Source organism: Paraburkholderia fungorum (assembly GCF_046027605.1).
GTDB classification, from domain to species: Bacteria; Pseudomonadota; Gammaproteobacteria; order Burkholderiales; family Burkholderiaceae; genus Paraburkholderia; species Paraburkholderia fungorum_F.
Genome location: NZ_JAQQEF010000014.1, coordinates 152,075 through 171,500 on the forward strand (window position 1 = coordinate 152,075; position 19,426 = coordinate 171,500).

At 63.7% G+C, this 19,426-nt stretch carries 14 protein-coding genes; 9 read left to right on the top strand and 5 right to left on the bottom strand.

The window, feature by feature from the left end:
• Nucleotides 1-25: 25 nt before the first annotated feature.
• Both PQR53_RS23135 and PQR53_RS23140 read left to right on the top strand, forming a co-directional pair.
• Nucleotides 26-877, top strand: coding sequence for a LysR family transcriptional regulator (locus PQR53_RS23135; protein ID WP_408458906.1), 852 nt, complete (start codon nucleotides 26-28; stop codon nucleotides 875-877).
• A gap of 106 nt (nucleotides 878-983) precedes the next feature.
• The gene (locus PQR53_RS23140; RefSeq protein WP_408458908.1) at nucleotides 984-1,907 is read left to right on the top strand and encodes an HTH-type transcriptional regulator ArgP; all 924 of its coding nucleotides are present in this window, start codon (nucleotides 984-986) and stop codon (nucleotides 1,905-1,907) included.
• 3 nt (nucleotides 1,908-1,910) lie between these two features.
• On the opposite strand, the gene PQR53_RS23145 is transcribed toward PQR53_RS23140, so the two are convergent.
• The gene (locus PQR53_RS23145; protein ID WP_408458911.1) at nucleotides 1,911-2,555 is read right to left on the bottom strand and encodes a hypothetical protein; all 645 of its coding nucleotides are present in this window, start codon (nucleotides 2,553-2,555) and stop codon (nucleotides 1,911-1,913) included.
• Between the two features lie 112 nt (nucleotides 2,556-2,667).
• On the opposite strand from PQR53_RS23145, the gene PQR53_RS23150 reads away from it, so the two are divergent.
• Together PQR53_RS23150 and PQR53_RS23155 are read left to right on the top strand one after the other, a co-directional pair.
• A complete protein-coding gene (locus PQR53_RS23150) occupies nucleotides 2,668-3,105 on the top strand; it encodes an MbcA/ParS/Xre antitoxin family protein (protein ID WP_179739403.1) in 438 nt (145 codons plus the stop codon).
• The gene (locus PQR53_RS23155) at nucleotides 3,102-3,803 is read left to right on the top strand and encodes an RES family NAD+ phosphorylase (protein WP_408458914.1); all 702 of its coding nucleotides are present in this window, start codon (nucleotides 3,102-3,104) and stop codon (nucleotides 3,801-3,803) included. Before PQR53_RS23150 ends, PQR53_RS23155 begins: the two co-directional genes overlap by 4 nt.
• A 194-nt stretch (nucleotides 3,804-3,997) precedes the next feature.
• On the opposite strand, the gene PQR53_RS23160 is transcribed toward PQR53_RS23155, so the two are convergent.
• The 4 genes from PQR53_RS23160 to PQR53_RS23175 form a co-directional block, all read right to left on the bottom strand.
• A complete protein-coding gene (locus PQR53_RS23160; protein WP_408458917.1) occupies nucleotides 3,998-4,735 on the bottom strand; it encodes a metallophosphoesterase in 738 nt (245 codons plus the stop codon).
• Between the two features lie 148 nt (nucleotides 4,736-4,883).
• Nucleotides 4,884-6,332: a c-type cytochrome gene (locus tag PQR53_RS23165; RefSeq protein WP_408458920.1), complete on the bottom strand. Its 1,449-nt coding sequence runs from the start codon at nucleotides 6,330-6,332 to the stop codon at nucleotides 4,884-4,886.
• Nucleotides 6,333-6,352: 20 nt separating this feature from the next.
• On the bottom strand, nucleotides 6,353-7,954 hold the full coding sequence (locus PQR53_RS23170; protein ID WP_408458923.1) for a GMC family oxidoreductase: 1,602 nt from the start codon (nucleotides 7,952-7,954) through the stop codon (nucleotides 6,353-6,355).
• A 122-nt stretch (nucleotides 7,955-8,076) separates the two neighbouring features.
• Complete coding sequence (locus tag PQR53_RS23175; protein ID WP_408459054.1) at nucleotides 8,077-8,679, bottom strand: sugar dehydrogenase complex small subunit; 603 nt, start codon at nucleotides 8,677-8,679, stop codon at nucleotides 8,077-8,079.
• On the opposite strand from PQR53_RS23175, the gene PQR53_RS23180 reads away from it, so the two are divergent.
• The 5 genes from PQR53_RS23180 (at nucleotide 8,610) to glgB (ending at nucleotide 19,353) form a co-directional block, all read left to right on the top strand.
• Nucleotides 8,610-8,762 (top strand): hypothetical protein, encoded by a 153-nt coding sequence (locus PQR53_RS23180; protein ID WP_408459056.1) that lies wholly within the window; start codon nucleotides 8,610-8,612, stop codon nucleotides 8,760-8,762. The genes PQR53_RS23175 and PQR53_RS23180 overlap by 70 nt on opposite strands.
• A 418-nt stretch (nucleotides 8,763-9,180) precedes the next feature.
• Nucleotides 9,181-9,843 (top strand): DUF1345 domain-containing protein, encoded by a 663-nt coding sequence (locus PQR53_RS23185; RefSeq protein ID WP_408458925.1) that lies wholly within the window; start codon nucleotides 9,181-9,183, stop codon nucleotides 9,841-9,843.
• Nucleotides 9,844-10,248: 405 nt separating this feature from the next.
• The gene (locus PQR53_RS23190; RefSeq protein ID WP_408458928.1) at nucleotides 10,249-13,689 is read left to right on the top strand and encodes a maltotransferase domain-containing protein; all 3,441 of its coding nucleotides are present in this window, start codon (nucleotides 10,249-10,251) and stop codon (nucleotides 13,687-13,689) included.
• On the top strand, nucleotides 13,686-17,150 hold the full coding sequence (treS, locus tag PQR53_RS23195) for a maltose alpha-D-glucosyltransferase (protein WP_408458931.1): 3,465 nt from the start codon (nucleotides 13,686-13,688) through the stop codon (nucleotides 17,148-17,150). The genes PQR53_RS23190 and treS overlap by 4 nt, the downstream gene beginning before the upstream one ends.
• The gene (gene glgB / locus PQR53_RS23200) at nucleotides 17,143-19,353 is read left to right on the top strand and encodes a 1,4-alpha-glucan branching protein GlgB (RefSeq protein WP_408458934.1); all 2,211 of its coding nucleotides are present in this window, start codon (nucleotides 17,143-17,145) and stop codon (nucleotides 19,351-19,353) included. The genes treS and glgB overlap by 8 nt, the downstream gene beginning before the upstream one ends.
• Nucleotides 19,354-19,426 lie beyond the last annotated feature (73 nt).

Sequence of the window (19,426 nt, forward strand, 5' to 3'; positions counted from 1 at the left end):
GCTATTTCATCTATATTGAATCCAAATGAAAGTCCTCGATCTCGATGCTGTGCGCGCATTCGTGCTGGTCGCCGATCTGCACAGCTTCACGCGGGCCGCCGACGCGCTCGACACCACGCAATCGGCCGTCAGCCTGAAGCTCAAGCGGCTGGAGGCGCATCTCGGCAAGCAGTTGGTGGAACGCACACCACGCGTCGTGCGTCTTTCCGCGGACGGCAGCGCGTTCCTTGGCGCGGCCCGCGATCTGCTGAGCGCGCACGAGCGGGCGCTGGGTTCGCTGTCGGTGGAGCGGCGGCGGCTCACGCTCGGGCTGAGCGAGCACGTCGCGGGAACGGACTTGCCGGCGTTGCTCGCGCGGCTCAACGCGCATGATCCGGGTCTCGTGGTCGAATTGCATCTGGGCATGTCGGCAGCGCTGCTCGCGCAATTCGACGAACGGCGCCTCGACGCGGTGATCGTCCGCCATGGTCCCGACGAGCCGCCGCGTGACGACGCGCAGGTTCTGTTCAGCGAGCCGCTTGGCTGGCTCGCCACGCCGCAATGGCTGCCGCGCGTCGGCGAGCCGTTGGCGCTCGCGCTGCTGAGTCCGCCCTGCAATGTGCGCGACATCGCGCTGCAAACGCTGAATGAGGCGGGGGTTGCGTGGCAGGAAGTGTTCGTCGGCGGCGGTGTGACGGCGGTCGGCGCCGCGGTCGCAGCTGGGCTCGCCGTGTCGCCGCTGGCGCGCAGAGTGGCGCCGCGTGGCCTGGTGGATGTCGGCGCTCGGCTCGGTTTGCCTCAGCTCCCGGAATCGCGCGTGAGTGTGCATTCGCGGGTGAGGGATAAGCGGTCGATGGAAACGTTGCGGTTGATGACGAATGGGTTGGCAAGCGCATGAGACATCAAGACGCTTGATCAGCAAAGGCGGCCGTCCTCGCAAAGCGGCATGAGGCGGCGCGAAGCCTGATAAAGCCGCGTGGCGCCCTCTCTCATATAGGCACTCAGTGGACCTCGACCCTCGACAAACCGCCGCTGTCCGCGCAGTCATCGAAACCGGCAGCTTCGAGCAGGCCGCCGTGCGCCTGAACCTCACCCCGTCGGCGGTCTCGCAGCGTGTGCGGGCACTCGAAACGCGTCTGGGCAACCCACTGATTGTCCGCACGCGCCCCTGTCGCGCGACGCAGACGGGCCAGCGTCTGTTGCAATATCTACGGCGCACGGCCTTACTCGAAGACGACTTCGCCAGCGATCTCGCGGGCGCGAACGAAGCCTTGCTGAACGTCGCCGCCGCAGTGAATGCGGATACCTTGTCCACGTGGTTTTTCCCCGCGCTCTCCGAAATCCTGCTGCAGGAAAACGTGCTGCTCGATCTGACCGTCGACGATCAGGATCACACCCACGCCCTGCTCGCCTCAGGACTTGCGATCGGCTGCATCACTACCGAACCGGCGCCGATGCGGGGCTGTTTCGCGGAGCGACTCGGCGCGATGCGCTACCGGCTGGTGGCGTCGGCGGCGTTCGTCGAGCGATGGTTTCCGCATGGATTGACGCGTGAAAGCGCGCGGCGCGCGCCGGTGATCCTCTCCTCACGTAAGGACGCGTTGCAGGCGCGCTTTCTTGAGACACGTTTCGGCCTGCCGCCGGAAGCTTATCCGTGCCACTACGTGCCCGCGCCGGTGCCGCGTTACATGGCGATCCAGCGTGGCCTGGCTTATGGCATGGTGCCCGAACTGGAATTCGGCGATGCCGTCGAGCGCGGCGAACTGATCGACCTTGCGCCGAAGCAGCCCACCAACGTCGAGCTGTACTGGCACACCTGGAAGGTCCAGTCGCCACGGCTCGAAAGGCTTTCGGCGCGCATCGTCGAACTCGGCCGGACTGCCCTGGGTCCGCCGGGTACGAAGGTCAAACGCAAACGCGGCGCCTGAAGGTTAGTGGAGGATCGGCGGCAACGAGCCGCTGCTGGCGGTGGCGGGATTGGCCGTGGTGGGATTAGCCGTGGTGGGATTGGCCGTGGCGGCAGCGGGACTCGCCGTCACATTTGCGGCGTTAGCAGGCGCATTCGTATGGACTGCCGCCGGTTTGGCCGCGCCGGTTTTCGCCACCACCTTGACCACGTGCGCATGCGCCGTGTGGCCTTGAACCAGGTTGGCATGCATGACCCTGCCTTGAGCCGGTTTCGCCTGAGCGAGTGGTGCGCGCGATTTTTTACCCTGCGCAACTACTGTTGCCTTCGACTTCGACTTAGGCTTGCCCGCGACCTTCGCCACGCCAGCGTGGCCAGCATTCTTAGCCGCGACCTTCTTCACACTTCCGTGCGCTGCCGGCCTGGCACCACCGCTCTTCGACGCCAACACAACCCGCTGCGCACCATGTTGACCGCCCGCCGCGTGCTTCGAACCGGCCTTCGCACTAGCGCTAGACTTGACCTTGGTGGCACCCGTCGTTTTCCTGGGATGCTTCGCCGTATGCCCGGCCGACTCGGGCGGATTCCACACTTCCGAATAACCCGCCGCCATTGCGGCACCGGACGCACACCACGCTGCCACTGCCATTGCTACAACTCGAACCCACATCTCCTGCTTCTCCTGATCTTCGACTTCATAACGAGCCCGGATTATATTCCCTTGCAAAAATCCATTTTTAGACTAATATCAAGCTAAAGTACAGATAAGGACTCACCCACTCATGGCTCACGCAGCCCGTCTAACCCAGCCCGAACCACCCATTCGCCGGCCGGTTTCGGAACCCACACTGACCGAAATGTCGGCGGCAGGCCTGCGTGCGTTCTTCAACATCGCACGAGACTGGGACTTGAGCGCCGAGGAGCAGATCGTGTTGCTCGGCTCGCCGGGCCGCTCCACTTACTTCAAATGGAAGCAGGCGCCGGAGACAGCCCGCCTTGGGCGCGACACGCTGGAACGTCTGTCGCTGCTGCTCGGCATCTATAAGGCGCTGCAAATCCTGCTGCCGCAGCCCAGCGCCGCCGACACCTGGATCAAGCGCCCCAACAGCGCGCCGCCATTCGGCGGCCGCCGCGCGCTGGACCGCATGCTGGCCGGCAACATCAGCGATCTCGTGGCCGTGCGCCAGTATCTCGACGCGATGCGAGGCGGCTGGGCGTGACAGAACCGCATTGGCAGCACCGCTGGCGCAGCACGCCGCTCGACTGGTCGCCCGCGTATCGCGTGATTCCGACGCGCTTTCCGGCCGTCAATCTGTTCGACCGGGTCGCCTCGCCGGAAGATTTCGACGCCCTCTACGCGCTCGAAGCCATGACCAACGACCGCTTGCGCACCGAAGTCGGTGAACTCGATCTGGTGCCCCGCGAAGAGCGTCGTTTCGGCCCGGGATACGGACCGATCATGGCCGCGTTGACCCATCTGAATCCGCTCGGCAGCCGCTTCTCGGACGGCACCTATGGCGTGTTCTATTGCGCCCGCTCGCGTGCCACGGCGATCGCCGAGACGCGCTATCACACGGGTAAATTTCTCGAAGCGACCGCCGAGCCGCCCATGCGGCAGCAAATGCGGCTCTATACCGTCGTAGCGCAAGGCAACGTGGTCGATATTCGCGGCGACGTATCGCTCGATCTCGCGGTGCTGTCGCCGGACGACTACGTCGCCGGCCAGGCGCTCGGCCGTACCGTGCGCGAGGGCGGTGCGCCGGGCATCGTGTATCCGTCGGTGCGGGATGTCGAAGGCGAGTGCCTCGCCGCGTTCAGAACCACGCTGCTGCGCGACTGCCATCACGCGGCGTATCTGGAATACAACTGGAATGGCACGAGCATCGATATGGTGTTCGAACTCAATCAGGTGGGCTGAGAGACCGGTGGGGATGGGGCTTCGAGTTCAAACAGGTGTGCCGCCAGGAAACAGCACGGGATAGGGCGTTCGAACTCAATCAGGTGCGCCCCGAGATCGACACGGAAGCGACGCAGAGCGGGCGGCCACAAAGCAACTGCGGGCAGTTGTGAACAACCGCTCGCAATCACAACCGACCGCGGCAGCCGAAACCATCAAGGCAGCGCCATCGCTGCCGCTCCGGCTTCCCGCGCCGCCTCGACCGAGATCGACCAACGCCGCAACGCCTGCGGCTCGACGATCGTCAGCCTGCCGCCAGTGCCAAATGCGCCCGTGTCGATAAAAACCTGGGAACCGAACTGCTGGATGTCGCGCATCGGCGTATGGCCGCAGTAGGTCAGCGACAGGCCATGCTGACGCACCGGGTCACCATTGCCCAAGGCCAGATCACGGCCCCATAACAACTGCTGGCGCGTTTCAGTGGAGAAATTGCCGGCGTCGAGCTCAGCATCAGTGCCAAAAAATTCGGCATGCAGAACATTGAAGCGTTCCTTGCCGCTCCCGACCACACGCACGAGCGGCAACGTCCGCAGCTGTTCGGCGTAGTGTTGCAAACGTTCGTCGGACAAATTCGCCGCCCATATTCCGCCGATGCCATACCACCACTGACGCCGCAAGCGTCCGTCGGCGACGGCGCATAAGGTGTCTTCGTGATTGCCGAGCACGGCGTGAAACCACGGCTTGTCGAGCAGGGCCAAAGCCTGCTCCGACTGTTCGCCGCGGTCCACCAGATCGCCGACCGAAAAGAGCCGGTCGCGCGCCGGATCGAACGCGATATCGCGCAGCAGATAGCGCAATGCATCGACACAGCCATGCAAATCGCCGACGACAAAGTCGCGGCCGCTCCGATTGGCCGGATGATGCTGGACGGGGTGGATGAGTACGGAAGCCATTCGCTCATGATAGTGCGGCATCCGTCATTGCGTATGCGCGCTGCCTATCTTTTCCTGGTCGCCCGCCGTGCTGCAATTACGTAGAAACGACGCTAAAACGGCACGTCTCCGGCAGGACTTACCGGAAAACGCGCCATTAGCAGAGTCATTATTGCTGCGTGCGCAGTTGAGCGACCTGATCCCCTGTCACGGTGGATTGCGGATTGCCGAACTGTCTGGTCACATAGTTGGTGATAGCGGCCACCTGGTCGTCGGTGAGCTGGCTACCGAACGCGGGCATCAGCACGTCAGCCTGTTTCGTCGTACGACTGACGCCGCGCAGGATCACCATCGCCAGATTATTGGCGTCGCTCGCGCCGACCGCCGAGTTGTGAATCAGCGACGGATACGCACCCGGCGCGCTCGCGCCCACGCCCTCCCCGGTCCAGTTATGGCACGTCGCGCAATTGGCGATGAACAGTTGCGCGCCGTTCACCGCGTTGACCTTGGTGCCGCGCAGCGCGGTGACGTCGTCGACGGCGGGATTGCCCCACTGGTCGCGCGGACGCGACTCGCCACCGCTGATCGGCGGCACCGCGCGCAGATACGTGACGATCGCGCCGAGGTCCTCGCGCGTCAGATACTGCGTGCTGTCGTTGACCACCTCAGCCATAGGACCCGCCGCATTGGCGCGGCCCGGCGCCGAACCGGTCGACAGATACGCCACCAGTTCATCGTCGCTCCAGTTACCCACGCCACTGTTCTTGTCCGACGTGATGTTGTACGCATGCCAGCCGGCCTGTACCGCTCCGGAAAAACGCGAGCTCGTTTTCAAACCCTGCGTGAAATTGCGCGGCGTATGGCACTCCTCGCAATGCGCGAGACCTTGAACCAGGTACGCGCCGCGATTCCACACGGCACTTTGTTTCGGATCGGGAACGAAGCGGCCTTCGTCGAAATTGAACAGGTTCCAGAACGCCATCAGCCAGCGCTGGTTGAACGGAAATTTCAGGCTATTGCTCGGCGGTGCATAGTGGATCGGCGCGAGCGTGTTCAGATACGCGCGAATCGCCAGCACGTCCTGGTCGGTGACCTTGGTGTACTCCGCATACGGGAAGGCCGGATAAAGCCGTTCGCCGCTCTTGCCGACGCCTTCATGCATCGCGCGCAGAAAATCGGCGTCGCTCCATTGGCCGATGCCGGTTTCCGGGTCGGGCGTGATGTTCGGCGTCACGATCGTGCCGAACGGCGTGTTGATCGGCAGGCCCCCCGCGAACGGACGCGCTTTGTCAGCCGTGTGGCAGGCGGCACAATCGCCGGCGCGGGAGAGATATTCACCGCGTTTCACGAGATCGCCGCTGGCGGCCGTCGGTGTGGCCGTGGGGGTGGCCGTGGGGGTGGCCATCGCATCGGCCGGTTGCGAGGCGTCGTCCGCATGGGCCTGCGTGATCGCCAGCTCATCGTTACGTCGCGCGCCAGGCCCATGCGCTTCGTGCCAGGCGACATACAGCGCAAACAGCGAAAAGACCGCCGCCAGTGTCGCCATCCGGAACAGGCGACGCCGCGTGCGGTGAACAAGCGCATCGGCCGGCTGCACGCGAGAGATGTTCTTCGTCATTGTGGCTCTCCGTTCAGGGCTCAGATTTCACGCTTGAGCTTGTCGGCCAGTTTTAGCGACAAAGCCGCGATCGTCAGCGTGCAATTCACCGACGCCGCGGTCGGCATCACCCCGCTGCTGGCAATGAACAGATTCGAATGATCGTGCGTGCGGCAGTCAGCGTCGACGACCGAATCCCCGGGATCGCTGCCCATGATGGTGGTACCCATGATGTGGTTGTTCGGCGCGAACGTATCGTCGAACGAGACCTCGGCGCCGCCGAACAGCGTCGCGATCTGCGCATACAGTTCATGCGTGTTCGCCGCGCTCTTCTTCACGTAGTCGTTGATCGAGTAGTAGATCTCGGGCTGAGGAATGCCGAGCGCGTCCTTGTGATCCGCCGAGGGCACCACGCGGTTTTGCGGCTCCGCGAGATGCTCGTGAAAGCTGTTGATGTTCAACGTGCGGGACGCGCGGTCGCGGATCTGGCGGTCGAGCTCGGCGCCGGTGAGACCTTTTTTCAGCAGATCGGCAGTCACGCTCATGGTCGGCACGCCGTTCGACAGATGCAGCTTTTTCGCCGCGTAATCGGAGCGGAATGCGCCGTCGCGGAAGTTGACGATCGAGGTCATCTCCATCGGCCCACGTCCGGGCCACAACGGTTCGTTGGCGAGGAAGGTCACGCCCGTGCCGGGATGGTCCATCAGGTTGCGGCCCACCTGGTCGGAACTGTTGCCGATGCCGTGCGGGAATTTGTCGGTGGTCGACATCAGCATCAGCTTCGGCGTTTCGATGCCGTTCGCCGCGAGCACGAACAGTTTGCCGGTCACGCGTGTGCTGTTGCCGTTCGCGTCCTTGTAGTGGACGGCCGTGATGAGCCCTTTGTTATCCGCTTCGACGCGGTAGACCACGGCTTCGGCAATCAGCTTCGCGCCGGCCTGTTCGGCCTTCTCTGCATGCACCACGCCGTTGTACATCGCGGCGATCGGGCAGATCGGCATACAGTTGTTATTGCCGCAGCAGGTAGGCCGCGCATCGTACGGCCGGCTGTTACGCGCGACCGGCTCGGGCACCACCTTGAAACCCTGTGCGTTGAGCACGTCGCTAAAACGCTGATCCATATACGAGAGCGGAAGCTGGCCCATCGGATAAGGCTTCGAGCGCGGCGAACCGAGATCGACCGAATTATCCGGGCCCGACACGCCGAGTTGCATTTCAGCCGCCGAATACCAAGGCTCCAGCGTTTCATACGGATAAGGCCAGTCAAGTCCCACGCCATACAGCTTGTGCAACTGGAAGTCCGACGGCAACAGCCGCCATGCAGCGGCCGCCCAGTGCCACGTCGTGCCGCCGACCAGCCGCACGTATTGTGAGTTGTACGGATAGTCGCCTTTCTGGATCAGATAATTGTTGGCCGGCGCGTACTCGGGATGCGGCGCGTACGGTGTGGACGGATAGGGCGTTGCAAAGTCGGACTTGGCCGGTGAGTTGCGGAAATTCTCGACGATCTGCCGGCGCGGAATGCGCGGTCCCGCTTCGAGCAGAATCACCGATGCGCCGGCCAGCGCCATCTGATGCGCGACCAGGCCACCTGCCACGCCCGAGCCGACCACGACGATGTCGGCGGAGTTTGAATTTGCCATTGTTGCCCTCTGTGTCGGCTCGATGGTTGTGCCGACTTATCGTTGCTTGCTGGTTTCACATGCCGTCAATTCATCCTGATCGATCTCAATCAGCGATACGGCACGCGCGAGAGGAACGTCGTTCAGGCGCTCATCGGCTTGCGTGTCCAGTAGAACGGCACGTCGCGGCAATAGGATGGAATGGTCAGCACGTCCTTGACCGGCTCGAACATCAGTGCTTTTTCATAAGCGACCACGTCCACATGCGGCATGTCGCCCACGAGACCGAGATACCACGCACGCATGATCGCGCTCACGGATTTCGCGAGTGCCGGCTGATCGACCTGCAATGCCTGCGTGACGGTATCGGACGGTACGCCGCCGTGGCCTTGCAGCCACGTATTGAGCGCGGCGATGTTTTGCGGGAACTGGCTGTCGGATTTGGCAAGGGCGTCGTAGACACGTTTGCCGAGCACGGCGTCGAAGCCGGTGCGGCCGGTGAGACGCTGCGAGAGCACAAGGAAGGCATCGAGCCCACCGCCGGCGGGCGCATCGGCGAAGGCAGGGGCGATCCATGAGAGCGAGCGGCCCGCCCCGGCAAACGCGAGCGCGGCGGCAGCGGCGCATGCGCCCAGCACCCATGCCCTGCGTGAGGCCGAAAACGAAAACGAACGCGATGCCTGAAGCGAAGGCGATTGCGAAGACCGCTGAGAAGCGCTCGATGAAGAACCTGGCGAAGAAGGCAGCGAAGACGAAGCTGATGACGAAAACCTGGACGAATGCGTCACTTCGTGGTGCGCATCTTTATTCTCAGGGACATCTGTCATAGGGGCTCCAGATGGTGAGTGGATCGTGAGTCATGCTCAACGGGCAACGCGGCCATGGCGTGATGCCGCTCGCGCGTTGCGTCGATTTCTCTACCCCAAACCTGGTCTAGCGCCGCTTAAGCGGTCTTGTGTGACTGCGTGATGCCGGTGCGAACCGCAGTACGTTGTGCAGCGTTACGTTCCGCCGCATTACGTTGTGCTGATGACAGCCGTGTGAAATAGCTCCACGGCGAGCCCCACTGCGAGCTCCTCCACGCAATGCGCACGGCGAAAAACCTGCCGCCTGCCAATCGCCTTTCAACTGAAAGCGGCGCGCAAGGCCGTTGCGAAAGACTATAGCCTGTGACTCGCCGATTCGACAAATGGTGCCTGAAGCGCGAGTAGAATCCGCGACACAGACGCCCCTCCACACTGGATTTCATGTTCACAAAATATTATCCGCAGGTGCTTCGCAATCGGCCGCGCATGCTGGTCGGCCTTGCCGTCGGCGTCGTGGCTGCGCTGGTCGTGCCTGAGCACACACGTTCCATGGTGCGCGTTCTGGTCGGTTGGGACGCCGCGGTATGGAGCTATCTCGTGCTGATCTGGGTGCACATGGCACTGGCCGACGAACGCGGGGTCCGCGAATTCGCCCGGCGCGACGATGAAAACGCGGGTGTGGTGCTGGCCGTGATCTGCGTCGCGACGGTCGCCAGCATTGCCGCGATCGTGCTCGAACTGGCCTCGGCGAAGGGGACGGCCGGCGCCGCGACGGTGTGGCACTCCCTGTTGACCGGCTTCACGATGATCGGCGCGTGGTTCCTGATCCCGACCATTTTCACCATGCATTACGCGCGGCTCTACTACGACCCCACTGCACCGGAGACGGCGCTGCTGTTTCCCGACGACCAGCTCGAGCCGAATTACTGGGACTTCCTGTACTTTTCCTTCACCATCGCGGTGGCCTCGCAAACGTCGGACGTGGTGCTGCGTTCCCGCACGATTCGCCGGGGTGCACTCGCGCAGTCGATCCTCTCGTTCTACTTCAACGTCGCCGTGCTCGGCCTGTGCGTGAATATCGCGGCGGGCTTGCTCGGCTCCTAGCCGTGTAAAACCCGGACGACAGCCGCCCGTTTTACACGCGAGCCGTCCGCGGCAACCGCGTGAGCCGGCCTCAGGGCCGCCTTCCTCTCATCCTGCCGGGGGCGCTTGCCGCCCCTTCTCCTGTCATCTGCCGGGGGCGCTCGCCGCCCCCTTCCCTTCGTCCCCAAACGCACTGGCACAGCGTTTGCTGCGTCTTGCCAATAGTTCTGGCCGGCCCCGTGCCGTCGACGCCTGGCGTCAAAGCACCTGCTACTGGCCAGCGGCGTGACGATCTTTGCACTACATTGACCAGTACGCGCCCTCGCTTCACGCATCGCGCGGTATCCGGCTCTGGAAGCCCAATGAGCGCTGTGATCGCATGTCACTTGCATCCACACCGCAGCAGGACGAATCTGGAAACGACCGATGGAATCCCCAAACGGGTATGCGCCGCGGATCTACTTTTTTCATTCACTTCTCGTTGGGCCGCTCGATGCATGGCCTGCGCAGTTCGCTCACGCAGCCGGACTGGGCTTCGATCACGCGCTGATTGGCGGCGTCTTCGAGCCGGGCCAGGCGGGTCACGGGCAGGTGGTCGGCAACCACGGCCGGCTGCACCCGGTGTTCGAGACTCAGCAACCGGCCACCGAGGCGATCCGCACGCTCGCGCAAGCCGCCCGCCAGCACGGTCTGAGTTTGCTGGTCGATCTGGTGATCGACCGGATGGCCGCCGATGGCGCGCTGTACGCCGAACATGCCGGCTGGTTCCACCCATTCGAGTCTGAAGAGGCGCGGCTCGATCCGCGCCATGTGCATCGCGAGGATAACGTCGCGTACGCCAACTTCAACGAGGCCGGCAGCAGCGCCGCGCTAGTCGACTGGTGGACGCAGCAACTGCTGGCACTGGCCGACGCCGGTGTAAGCGGCTTTCGCTTCGATTCACCGCATCGCGTGCCGGCCGCCGTTTGGGGGAAGCTCGGCGACGCGGTTCGCGCAACACATCCCGAGGTGCGTTTCCTCGCCGCGACGCCCGGTCTCGCCCGTGGCGATCTGCTCAGCCTCCAGGGCGCGCGCTTCGACAGCGTGTTCTCGTCGGTACGCTGGTGGGACTTCCGCGCCAGCTGGATGGTGGAGGAGCATGCCGCCCTCGCCCGCATCGCCGCCCCGATCGCCTTTCCCGAAGCGCCTTACGGCACGCGCCTCGCCGCCGATCTCAGCGATGCGCACGACGCCGCCATCGTCGAGCGTGCCTACCGGCGCGCGCTGTTCGCATCGGCCTCGACCGGCACCGGCTGGATGATGCCGATGGGCTTCGAATACGGCATCACCGAGCCGATGTGGCAGACACGCGGCGATGCTGCGCAGTTCGCTCGCGCCTGCCAGTCGAAGCAATTCGACCTCTCGGAGCGGATCGGCCATGTCAACGAGGTGCTGCGCAATTCAAAGACGCTGCACGCCAATGGCGAATTGCGCCCGCTAAGCGGCCCCGGCGCGCCTGCCGCCGTTTTGCTGCGCGCCGATACACCCGACCTCCGCAACGCCGATGAAGCTGTCCTGATCGCCATCAATCCCGACCTCGGCGCGCCTGTGCGCGTCGATCCGGCGCGCTTTCTCGCGGGCGTGCCGGGAAATTTCACGCGTTTCGTCCCGCTCGGCTCGCCCGGGCATGTCACGCCGGCCACCTTGACGCCGTTCACGCTCGCGCCTGGCGCCGTGCGCCTGTTCCGCGCCGCCGCCGACAAGCCGATCCGTCTCGCCCCGCCAATCGACAAAGCGAACAGCAAACGCAGCGGCCGCAAGACCGTGCTTGAAGCGATCAACGCGCCGCGCGTGGCGATCGAGAGCGTGACACCCTCGGTCGATCACGGACGCTTCCCGGCCAAGCGCACGGTGGGCGAGCGTGCTGAAATCACCGCCGCGATCTTTGCCGAAGGTCACGACAAGATCGCCGCCGCGGTGGTCTGGCGCGCCGCCGACGAAACCGCCTGGCACGAAGTCCCGATGAGCGCCGCACAACCAGCGGGCCTCGACATCTGGAAGGCGCGCATTCCGCTGGAGCGCCTCGGCCGTCACGAATTCACGGTGATTGCATGGCGGGACGACTTTGCGTCGCTGGTCGAGCATATCCAGAAGAAGCTGAAGGCGGGCCAAACCGTCGAACTCGAACTCGACGAAGCCGCGCATCTGTTCGCCCTCGTGCTCGCCGAAGTGGAAACGGCGGAAGGCGCGGTGACCGAACCGCTCGAACACATCGTCAAGGTGTTCACCAAGGCCGACGCCGAAACGAAGCTCGCGTTGATCCTTGCGCCGACCACGGCGAAGGCGATGATCGCCGCGCGCCACCGCCCGTTCCTGAGCCGCGATCCGATCATCTACAAGATCGACGCCGATCGGACCGCCGCGGGTTTCGCAAGCTGGTACGAGATCTTCCCGCGTTCGATGAGCGACGACGAAGCGCGCCACGGCACGTTCGCTGATGTCATCAAGAAGCTGCCGCGCATTCGCGACATGGGATTCGACGTGCTGTATTTCCCGCCGATCCACCCGATCGGTCTGGCGAACCGTAAGGGCCGCAATAACACGCTGAACGCACAACCAGGCGATGTAGGCAGCCCGTACGCGATCGGCGCAACCGAAGGCGGTCACACCGCCGTGCATCCCGAACTGGGCACGCTCGACGACTTCAAGCAGATGCTTGCCGCCGCGCACGCGCACGGCCTCGAAATCGCGCTCGACTTCGCGATCCAATGCTCGCCCGATCACCCGTGGCTCAAGGCGCATCCCACTTGGTTCGCGTGGCGCCCCGACGGCACGCTGCGTTACGCGGAGAATCCGCCGAAAAAGTACCAGGACATCGTCAATCCCGACTTCTATGCGCACGATGCCAAACCCGATTTGTGGCTCGCCTTGCGTGACGTATTCCTGTTCTGGATCGAAGCGGGCGTGCATATTTTCCGCGTCGACAATCCGCACACCAAGCCGCTGCCGTTCTGGGAATGGGTGATTGGCGACGTGCGGTCGCGCTATCCCGACACGATCTTCCTCGCCGAAGCCTTCACCCGGCCGCGCATGATGAACCGGCTCGGCAAGATTGGCTTCTCGCAGTCGTACACGTATTTCACGTGGCGCGAGTCGAAGCGCGACTTCATCGAGTACATGACCGAGCTCACGCAAACCAGTGAGCGCGATTTCTACCGGCCGAACTTCTTCGTCAATACGCCGGACATCAACCCGCGGCATTTGCAGTCGTCCGGGCGTTCGGGATTTCTGATTCGGGCTGCCCTCGCTGCCACGCTCGCCGGCTTGTGGGGCGTGTATAGCGGTTTCGAATTGTGCGAGGCCGCCGCGCTGCCGAACAGCGAGGAATATCTCGACTCCGAAAAGTATCAGCTGCGCGCGTGGGACTGGAACCGGCCCGGCAACATCGTCGGCGAGATTACTGCGTTGAACCGGATTCGCCGCGCGAACCCGGCGCTGCAAACGCATCTCGGCCTCACGTTCCTGCCCGCGCACAACGACAACATTCTGTTCTTCGAAAAAGCGACCGAAGCACGCGACAACGTCATCCTGGTGGCCATCAATCTCGACCCGTTCAACGAACAGGGCGCGGACATCGAATTGTCGTGGGACACTTTCCAGAACTGGAATCTGCACGACCATGGCGCGCTGGAAGTGACCGATCAGATGACCGGCGCGCGTTTCGAATGGCACGGCCGCTGGCAGCATATCCGGCTCGGTTCGGGCCAACCGTTTTCGATCTGGCGCATCGCGCCGCTCGGCGGCCTGCCCGCCGAACGTCCGGATGACGCCGACAGCGACTATCACGCAGACGCTGGCAACCCAACCCCTACGGAAGGTGCGACATGAAGCGTGACGATCCAGCCCAAACCACGTCGCAGGCTCATACGAGCGCAGTCACCGGCAGCGCCGCCAAGGCGCGTTCGCATCGGCGAGGCAGGCCCGCGGCCTTGAGCGACGATCCGCTCTGGTACAAAGACGCGATCATTTATCAGGTGCACATCAAGTCGTTTTTCGACGCGAACAACGACGGTGTGGGCGATTTTCCCGGCCTGATCGCCAAGCTCGACTACATTGCCGAACTCGGTGTGAATGCGATCTGGCTGCTGCCGTTCTATCCGTCGCCGCGTCGCGACGACGGCTATGACATCGCCGATTACCGCAACGTGCATCCGGACTACGGGCAGTTGTCCGATGTGAGGCGCTTCATTCAGGAAGCACATGCCCGCGGCATTCGCGTGATTACCGAACTGGTCATCAACCACACGTCGGATCAGCACCCGTGGTTTCAGCGCGCCCGGCGCGCCAAGCCAGGGTCGAACCATCGCAACTACTACGTGTGGTCGGATACGGATCAGAAGTACACGGAAACGCGGATCATCTTTATCGATTCGGAGCCGTCGAACTGGACGCATGATCCGATGGCGGGCGCGTACTACTGGCACCGCTTCTACTCGCACCAGCCCGATTTGAACTTCGACAATCCGGCCGTGCTGAGGGAGGTGCTGCAGGTGATGCGCTTCTGGCTCGACATGGGGATCGACGGGCTGCGGCTCGACGCGGTGCCGTATCTGGTCGAACGCGAAGGCACCAACAACGAGAACCTGCCGGAAACGCACGCGGTACTGAAGAAGATCCGCGCGACCATCGACGCCGAGTATCCGAACCGGATGCTGCTTGCCGAAGCGAACCAGTGGCCGGAAGACGTGAAGGAATATTTCGGCGACGAGGACGAATGCCACATGGCGTTCCACTTTCCGCTGATGCCGCGCATCTACATGTCGATCGCGAGCGAGGATCGCTTTCCGATCACGGACATCATGCGTCAGACGCCGGACCTCGCGGAAACCAACCAGTGGGCGATTTTCCTGCGCAATCACGATGAACTGACGCTCGAAATGGTCACGGATTCCGAGCGCGATTACCTGTGGAACACGTACGCGAGCGATCGCCGCGCGCGCCTGAATCTTGGCATTCGGCGCCGCCTCGCGCCGCTGATGGAACGCGACCGCCGCCGCATCGAGTTGATCAATTCGTTGCTGCTGTCGATGCCCGGCACGCCCGTGATCTATTACGGCGACGAACTCGGCATGGGTGACAATATCCACCTGGGCGATCGCGACGGTGTGCGTACGCCGATGCAATGGTCGTCGGACCGCAACGGCGGCTTCTCGCGCGCCGATCCTGAGCAATTGGTACTGCCACCGGTGATGGGCGCGTTGTACGGCTTCGACGCGGTCAACGTCGAAGCGCAAAGCCGCGACCCGCATTCGCTGCTGAACTGGACCCGGCGCATGCTCGCCACCCGCCGCGCGAAGCAAACCTTCGGGCGCGGCACGATCCGTTTCCTGAAGCCGGAAAACCGCAAGATTCTCGCGTATCTGCGCGAGATGCCGGGCGAGCCGCCGATCCTGTGCGTGGCGAATCTGTCGCGCGCGCCGCAAGCGGTCGAACTCGATCTGTCCGAATTCAACGGCTCGGTACCGATCGAAATGACCGCCGATTCGGTGTTTCCGGCCATCGGCCAGCTCACGTATCTGCTGACCTTCCCGCCGTACGGCTTCCTCTGGTTCATGCTGTGCCCGGGCGGCCAGCGTCCCACGTGGGCGCAGGCGCATTCGGAACCGCTGCCGGAATTCGTCACCATCGTGATTCGCGAGGGCCAGGTCGGCCCGACGCCGGAGAACGTACGCCTGCTCGAATCCGAAGTGCTGCCGTCGTGGCTGAGCCGGCGCCGCTGGTTTGCCTCGAAGGATCAGAAGATGCATGCGGTGCGTCTCGCCGCGCTCACCACGATTCCGAACGGCGGCTTCGCCTTCACTGAAATCGAAGCAGACGTGGGCGATCACACCGAACGCTACGTGGTGCCGATCGCGATCACGTGGGGCGGCGAAACCACTTTCCCGCTGTTCATGCAATTGGCGCTGGCGCGCGTGCGCCGCGGCCGCAACGTGGGTCATCTGACGGACGCGTTCGCGCTGCCGATCTTCGCCCATGGCGTGCTGCGCAAGCTGCGCGAACGCGCCGTGGTGCCGACCGTGCAGAAGAGCGAGATCAAGTTCATCCCGACCGAACGGTTCGACGAACTCAAGGACCTCGGTGAGCGGCCTGAGATTCGCTGGCTGGCGGCCGAGCAAAGCAACAGCTCGCTGATCATTGCCGACGCCGCCGTACTGAAGCTGGTGCGCCGTCTGGTAAGCGGCATCCATCCGGAAGCAGAAATCAGCCGCTATTTGACCCAGCTCGGCTACGCGAACACCGCGCCGTTGTATGGTGAGGTAGTACGCGTCGATCCCGAAGGTGTGCCGCACACACTCTGTATCTTGCAAGGCTTTATCGACAATCAGGGCGACGCCTGGAACTGGTCGCTCGACTATCTGCGCCGCTCGGTGGACGAACTTGCGATCGCTGTCGATACGGAAGCGCAATCCGCGCCGGATCGTGACAACGAAGCGATTCTGGTGGAAGGCTACAGCGCGTTGGCCGGCATCATCGGCCGGCGGCTCGGCGAACTGCATGTCGCGCTGGCCTCGCCGACGGACGACCCGGCGTTCGCGCCGGAACCCGCCAACGCCGAACAGGTGAAGGCGTGGGTCGACGGCACGCAGTCCATGCTGGCTAGCGCGCTCGATCTGCTCGCACCGCGCATCGAGCAGATGAGCGATCCGGACACCAAAGCGCTGGCGCAAAGCCTGATCGACCGTCGCGCGGCACTCGTCGAGGTGGTCGGCAAGCTGGTGTCGAGCGATGCGGGCGCATTGCGTACGCGCATTCACGGCGACTTCCATCTGGGTCAGGTGCTGGTCGCGCAGGGCGATGCGTACCTGATCGACTTCGAAGGCGAGCCCGCACGCACGCTCGAAGAGCGTCGTCAGAAGTCGAGTCCGTTACGCGATGTGGCCGGCTTGATGCGCTCGCTGTCGTATGCAAGCGCGGCGGCACAGTCCACCACCGAAAGCGCGCCGCAGCAAACCGCCGATCGCAAGCGCGCGCTGTTCGACCGTTTCCGCGCGCATGCCACCGAGACATTCCTGAACGAATACCGCACCGCGATTGCTGACTCGCCGACGCAACTGGTGGCGCCCGAGGCGGAACAGGCCTTGCTCGATCTCTTCCTGATCGAGAAAGCCGCGTACGAAATCCGTTACGAAGCGGCCAACCGTCCGACGTGGCTCAGTTTGCCGGTACGCGGCCTCGCCGCGCTCACCAGCCGGCTACTCGGCGACACTGGCCGCCCGCAGCACGATCCATCAACCCAGGCGCCAGGCGCCGCCACACCGCCTAATCCGGCCGAGGGCGACTATGAGTGAGCATGATCCGGCCGCAGGCCTCCAACCGCTCGATATCGACGCGCTCGTCGAAGCGCGCCACCCCGATCCTTTCTCGCAGCTGGGCATGCATCAGACGGACGCCGGTCCGGTAGTGCGCGCGCTGTTGCCGAACGCTTCGCACGTCACCGTCATTTCGCGTGCCGACGGTGCGACGCTCGGCGAGCTCGAACAACTCAGGCCGGGGCTGTTTGCCGGCCGCATCACGTCGGCGGCGCCGTACCGCTTGCGGATCGACTGGCACGGCACCGTGCAGGAAATCGAGGACACGTATTCGTTCGGCGCCGTGCTCGGCGACGAACCGCTCGGCCGTCTCGCCGGCGGCGACCCGTACGCGGTACTCGAATGCCTCGGCTCGCGTCCCATGGAAGTGGACGGTGTGCCCGGCGTGCGCTTCGCCGTATGGGCGCCGAATGCGCGGCGCGTTTCAGTGGTCGGCGACTTCAACGCGTGGGATGGCCGCCGCCATCCGATGCGCTTGCGTCATCAGGCCGGTGTGTGGGAGTTGTTCGTGCCGCGCGTGGGGCCCGGCACGCGCTACAAATACGAATTGCTCGCCCGTGATGGTCATCCGTTGCCGCTCAAGGCCGATCCCTGCGCCATGCAAACGGAAAAACCGCCGGGCACCGCGTCGGTGGTCGCGCATGTCGACGAGATCGAACAGTTTCAATGGACCGATCACGAATGGATTCAAGCGCGCGGCGCCCGGCAAACGCCGCGCGCGCCGATCTCGATCTATGAAGTGCACGCCGAATCGTGGCTGCGCGTCGCCGAAGAAGGTCAGCGCGGCCTCACGTGGGAAGAACTCGCCGAGCGTTTGATTCCTTACGTCAAAAGCATGGGCTTCACGCACGTGGAGTTCATGCCGATTGCCGAGCACCCGTTCGGCGGCTCGTGGGGATATCAGCCATTAGGTCAATTCGCGCCGTCGGCACGCTTCGGCAAGCCAGAGCAGTTCGCCACGTTCGTCGACAAGGCGCACGAGGCCGGTATCGGCGTGATTCTCGACTGGGTGCCAGCGCACTTTCCAAACGACGCGCACGGTCTGATCGACTTCGACGGCACACCGCTCTACGAGCACGCCGATCCGCGCGAAGGCTATCACCAGGACTGGAACACGATGATCTACAACCTCGGACGCAACGAGGTGAGTGCGTTCCTGGTGGCGTCGGGCCTTGCGTGGTTGAAGCGCTATCACGTCGACGCCCTGCGCGTGGATGCCGTGGCATCGATGCTGTATCGCGACTATTCGCGCGCCGCCGACGAGTGGGTGCCGAACATCTACGGCGGCCGCGAAAATCTCGAGTCGATCGCGTTTCTGAAGCGGTTGAATCACGAAGTCGGCTATGTGCCGGGGGTGCCTGGCGCGATCACGATCGCCGAGGAGTCGACCGCGTGGCCGGGCGTGACGGCGCGCGTCGAAGACGGCGGCCTCGGCTTCCAGTTCAAGTGGAACATGGGCTGGATGCACGACACGCTGCACTACATGGAAGAATATCCGGTTTATCGCCAATACCATCATCACATGATGACGTTCGGGATGGTGTATGCGTATTCCGAGCGCTTCGTGCTGCCGCTCTCTCACGACGAGGTCGTGCATGGCAAAGGCTCGCTGCTCGGCAAGATGCCCGGCGACAGATGGCAGAAGTTCGCCAACCTGCGCGCGTACTTCGGTTTCATGTGGACGCATCCGGGCAAGAAGCTGCTGTTCATGGGCGGTGAATTCGGTCAGTTGGCGGAATTCAATCACGACACGTCACCGCACTGGCATCTGCTCGACGATCCCAACCATCACGGCGTGCAAAAGCTCGTGCGCGACCTGAACCATCTGTACAGCGCGGAACCTGCGCTGCACCGGCTCGACAGCGAGCCGGGCGGCTTCGAATGGCTGGTCGGCGACGACAGCGGCAACAGCGTGTACGCCTACCGCCGCACCGACGGCGAGGGCAGCGAAGTCATGGTCGTGTGCAATATGACGCCAGTGCCGCGCGTCGGCTACCGGATCGGCATGCCGCGCGGCGGCCGCTGGGTCGAAGTGCTGAATACGGATGCCGGCGTGTACGGCGGCTCGAACATGGGCAACGGCGGCTTGATTCACACCGAGGAAATCTCGAGCCACGGCAGGCCGCATTCCGCCGCGCTGACGTTGCCGCCGTTGGCAACGATCGTCCTGCGCGCGGATTAACGAAGGTGATGTAAGACGGGCGCGCAGCCTCGCGGCCGCGCGCCCGTTGCATGAAGACCCACGATAGCGTTGA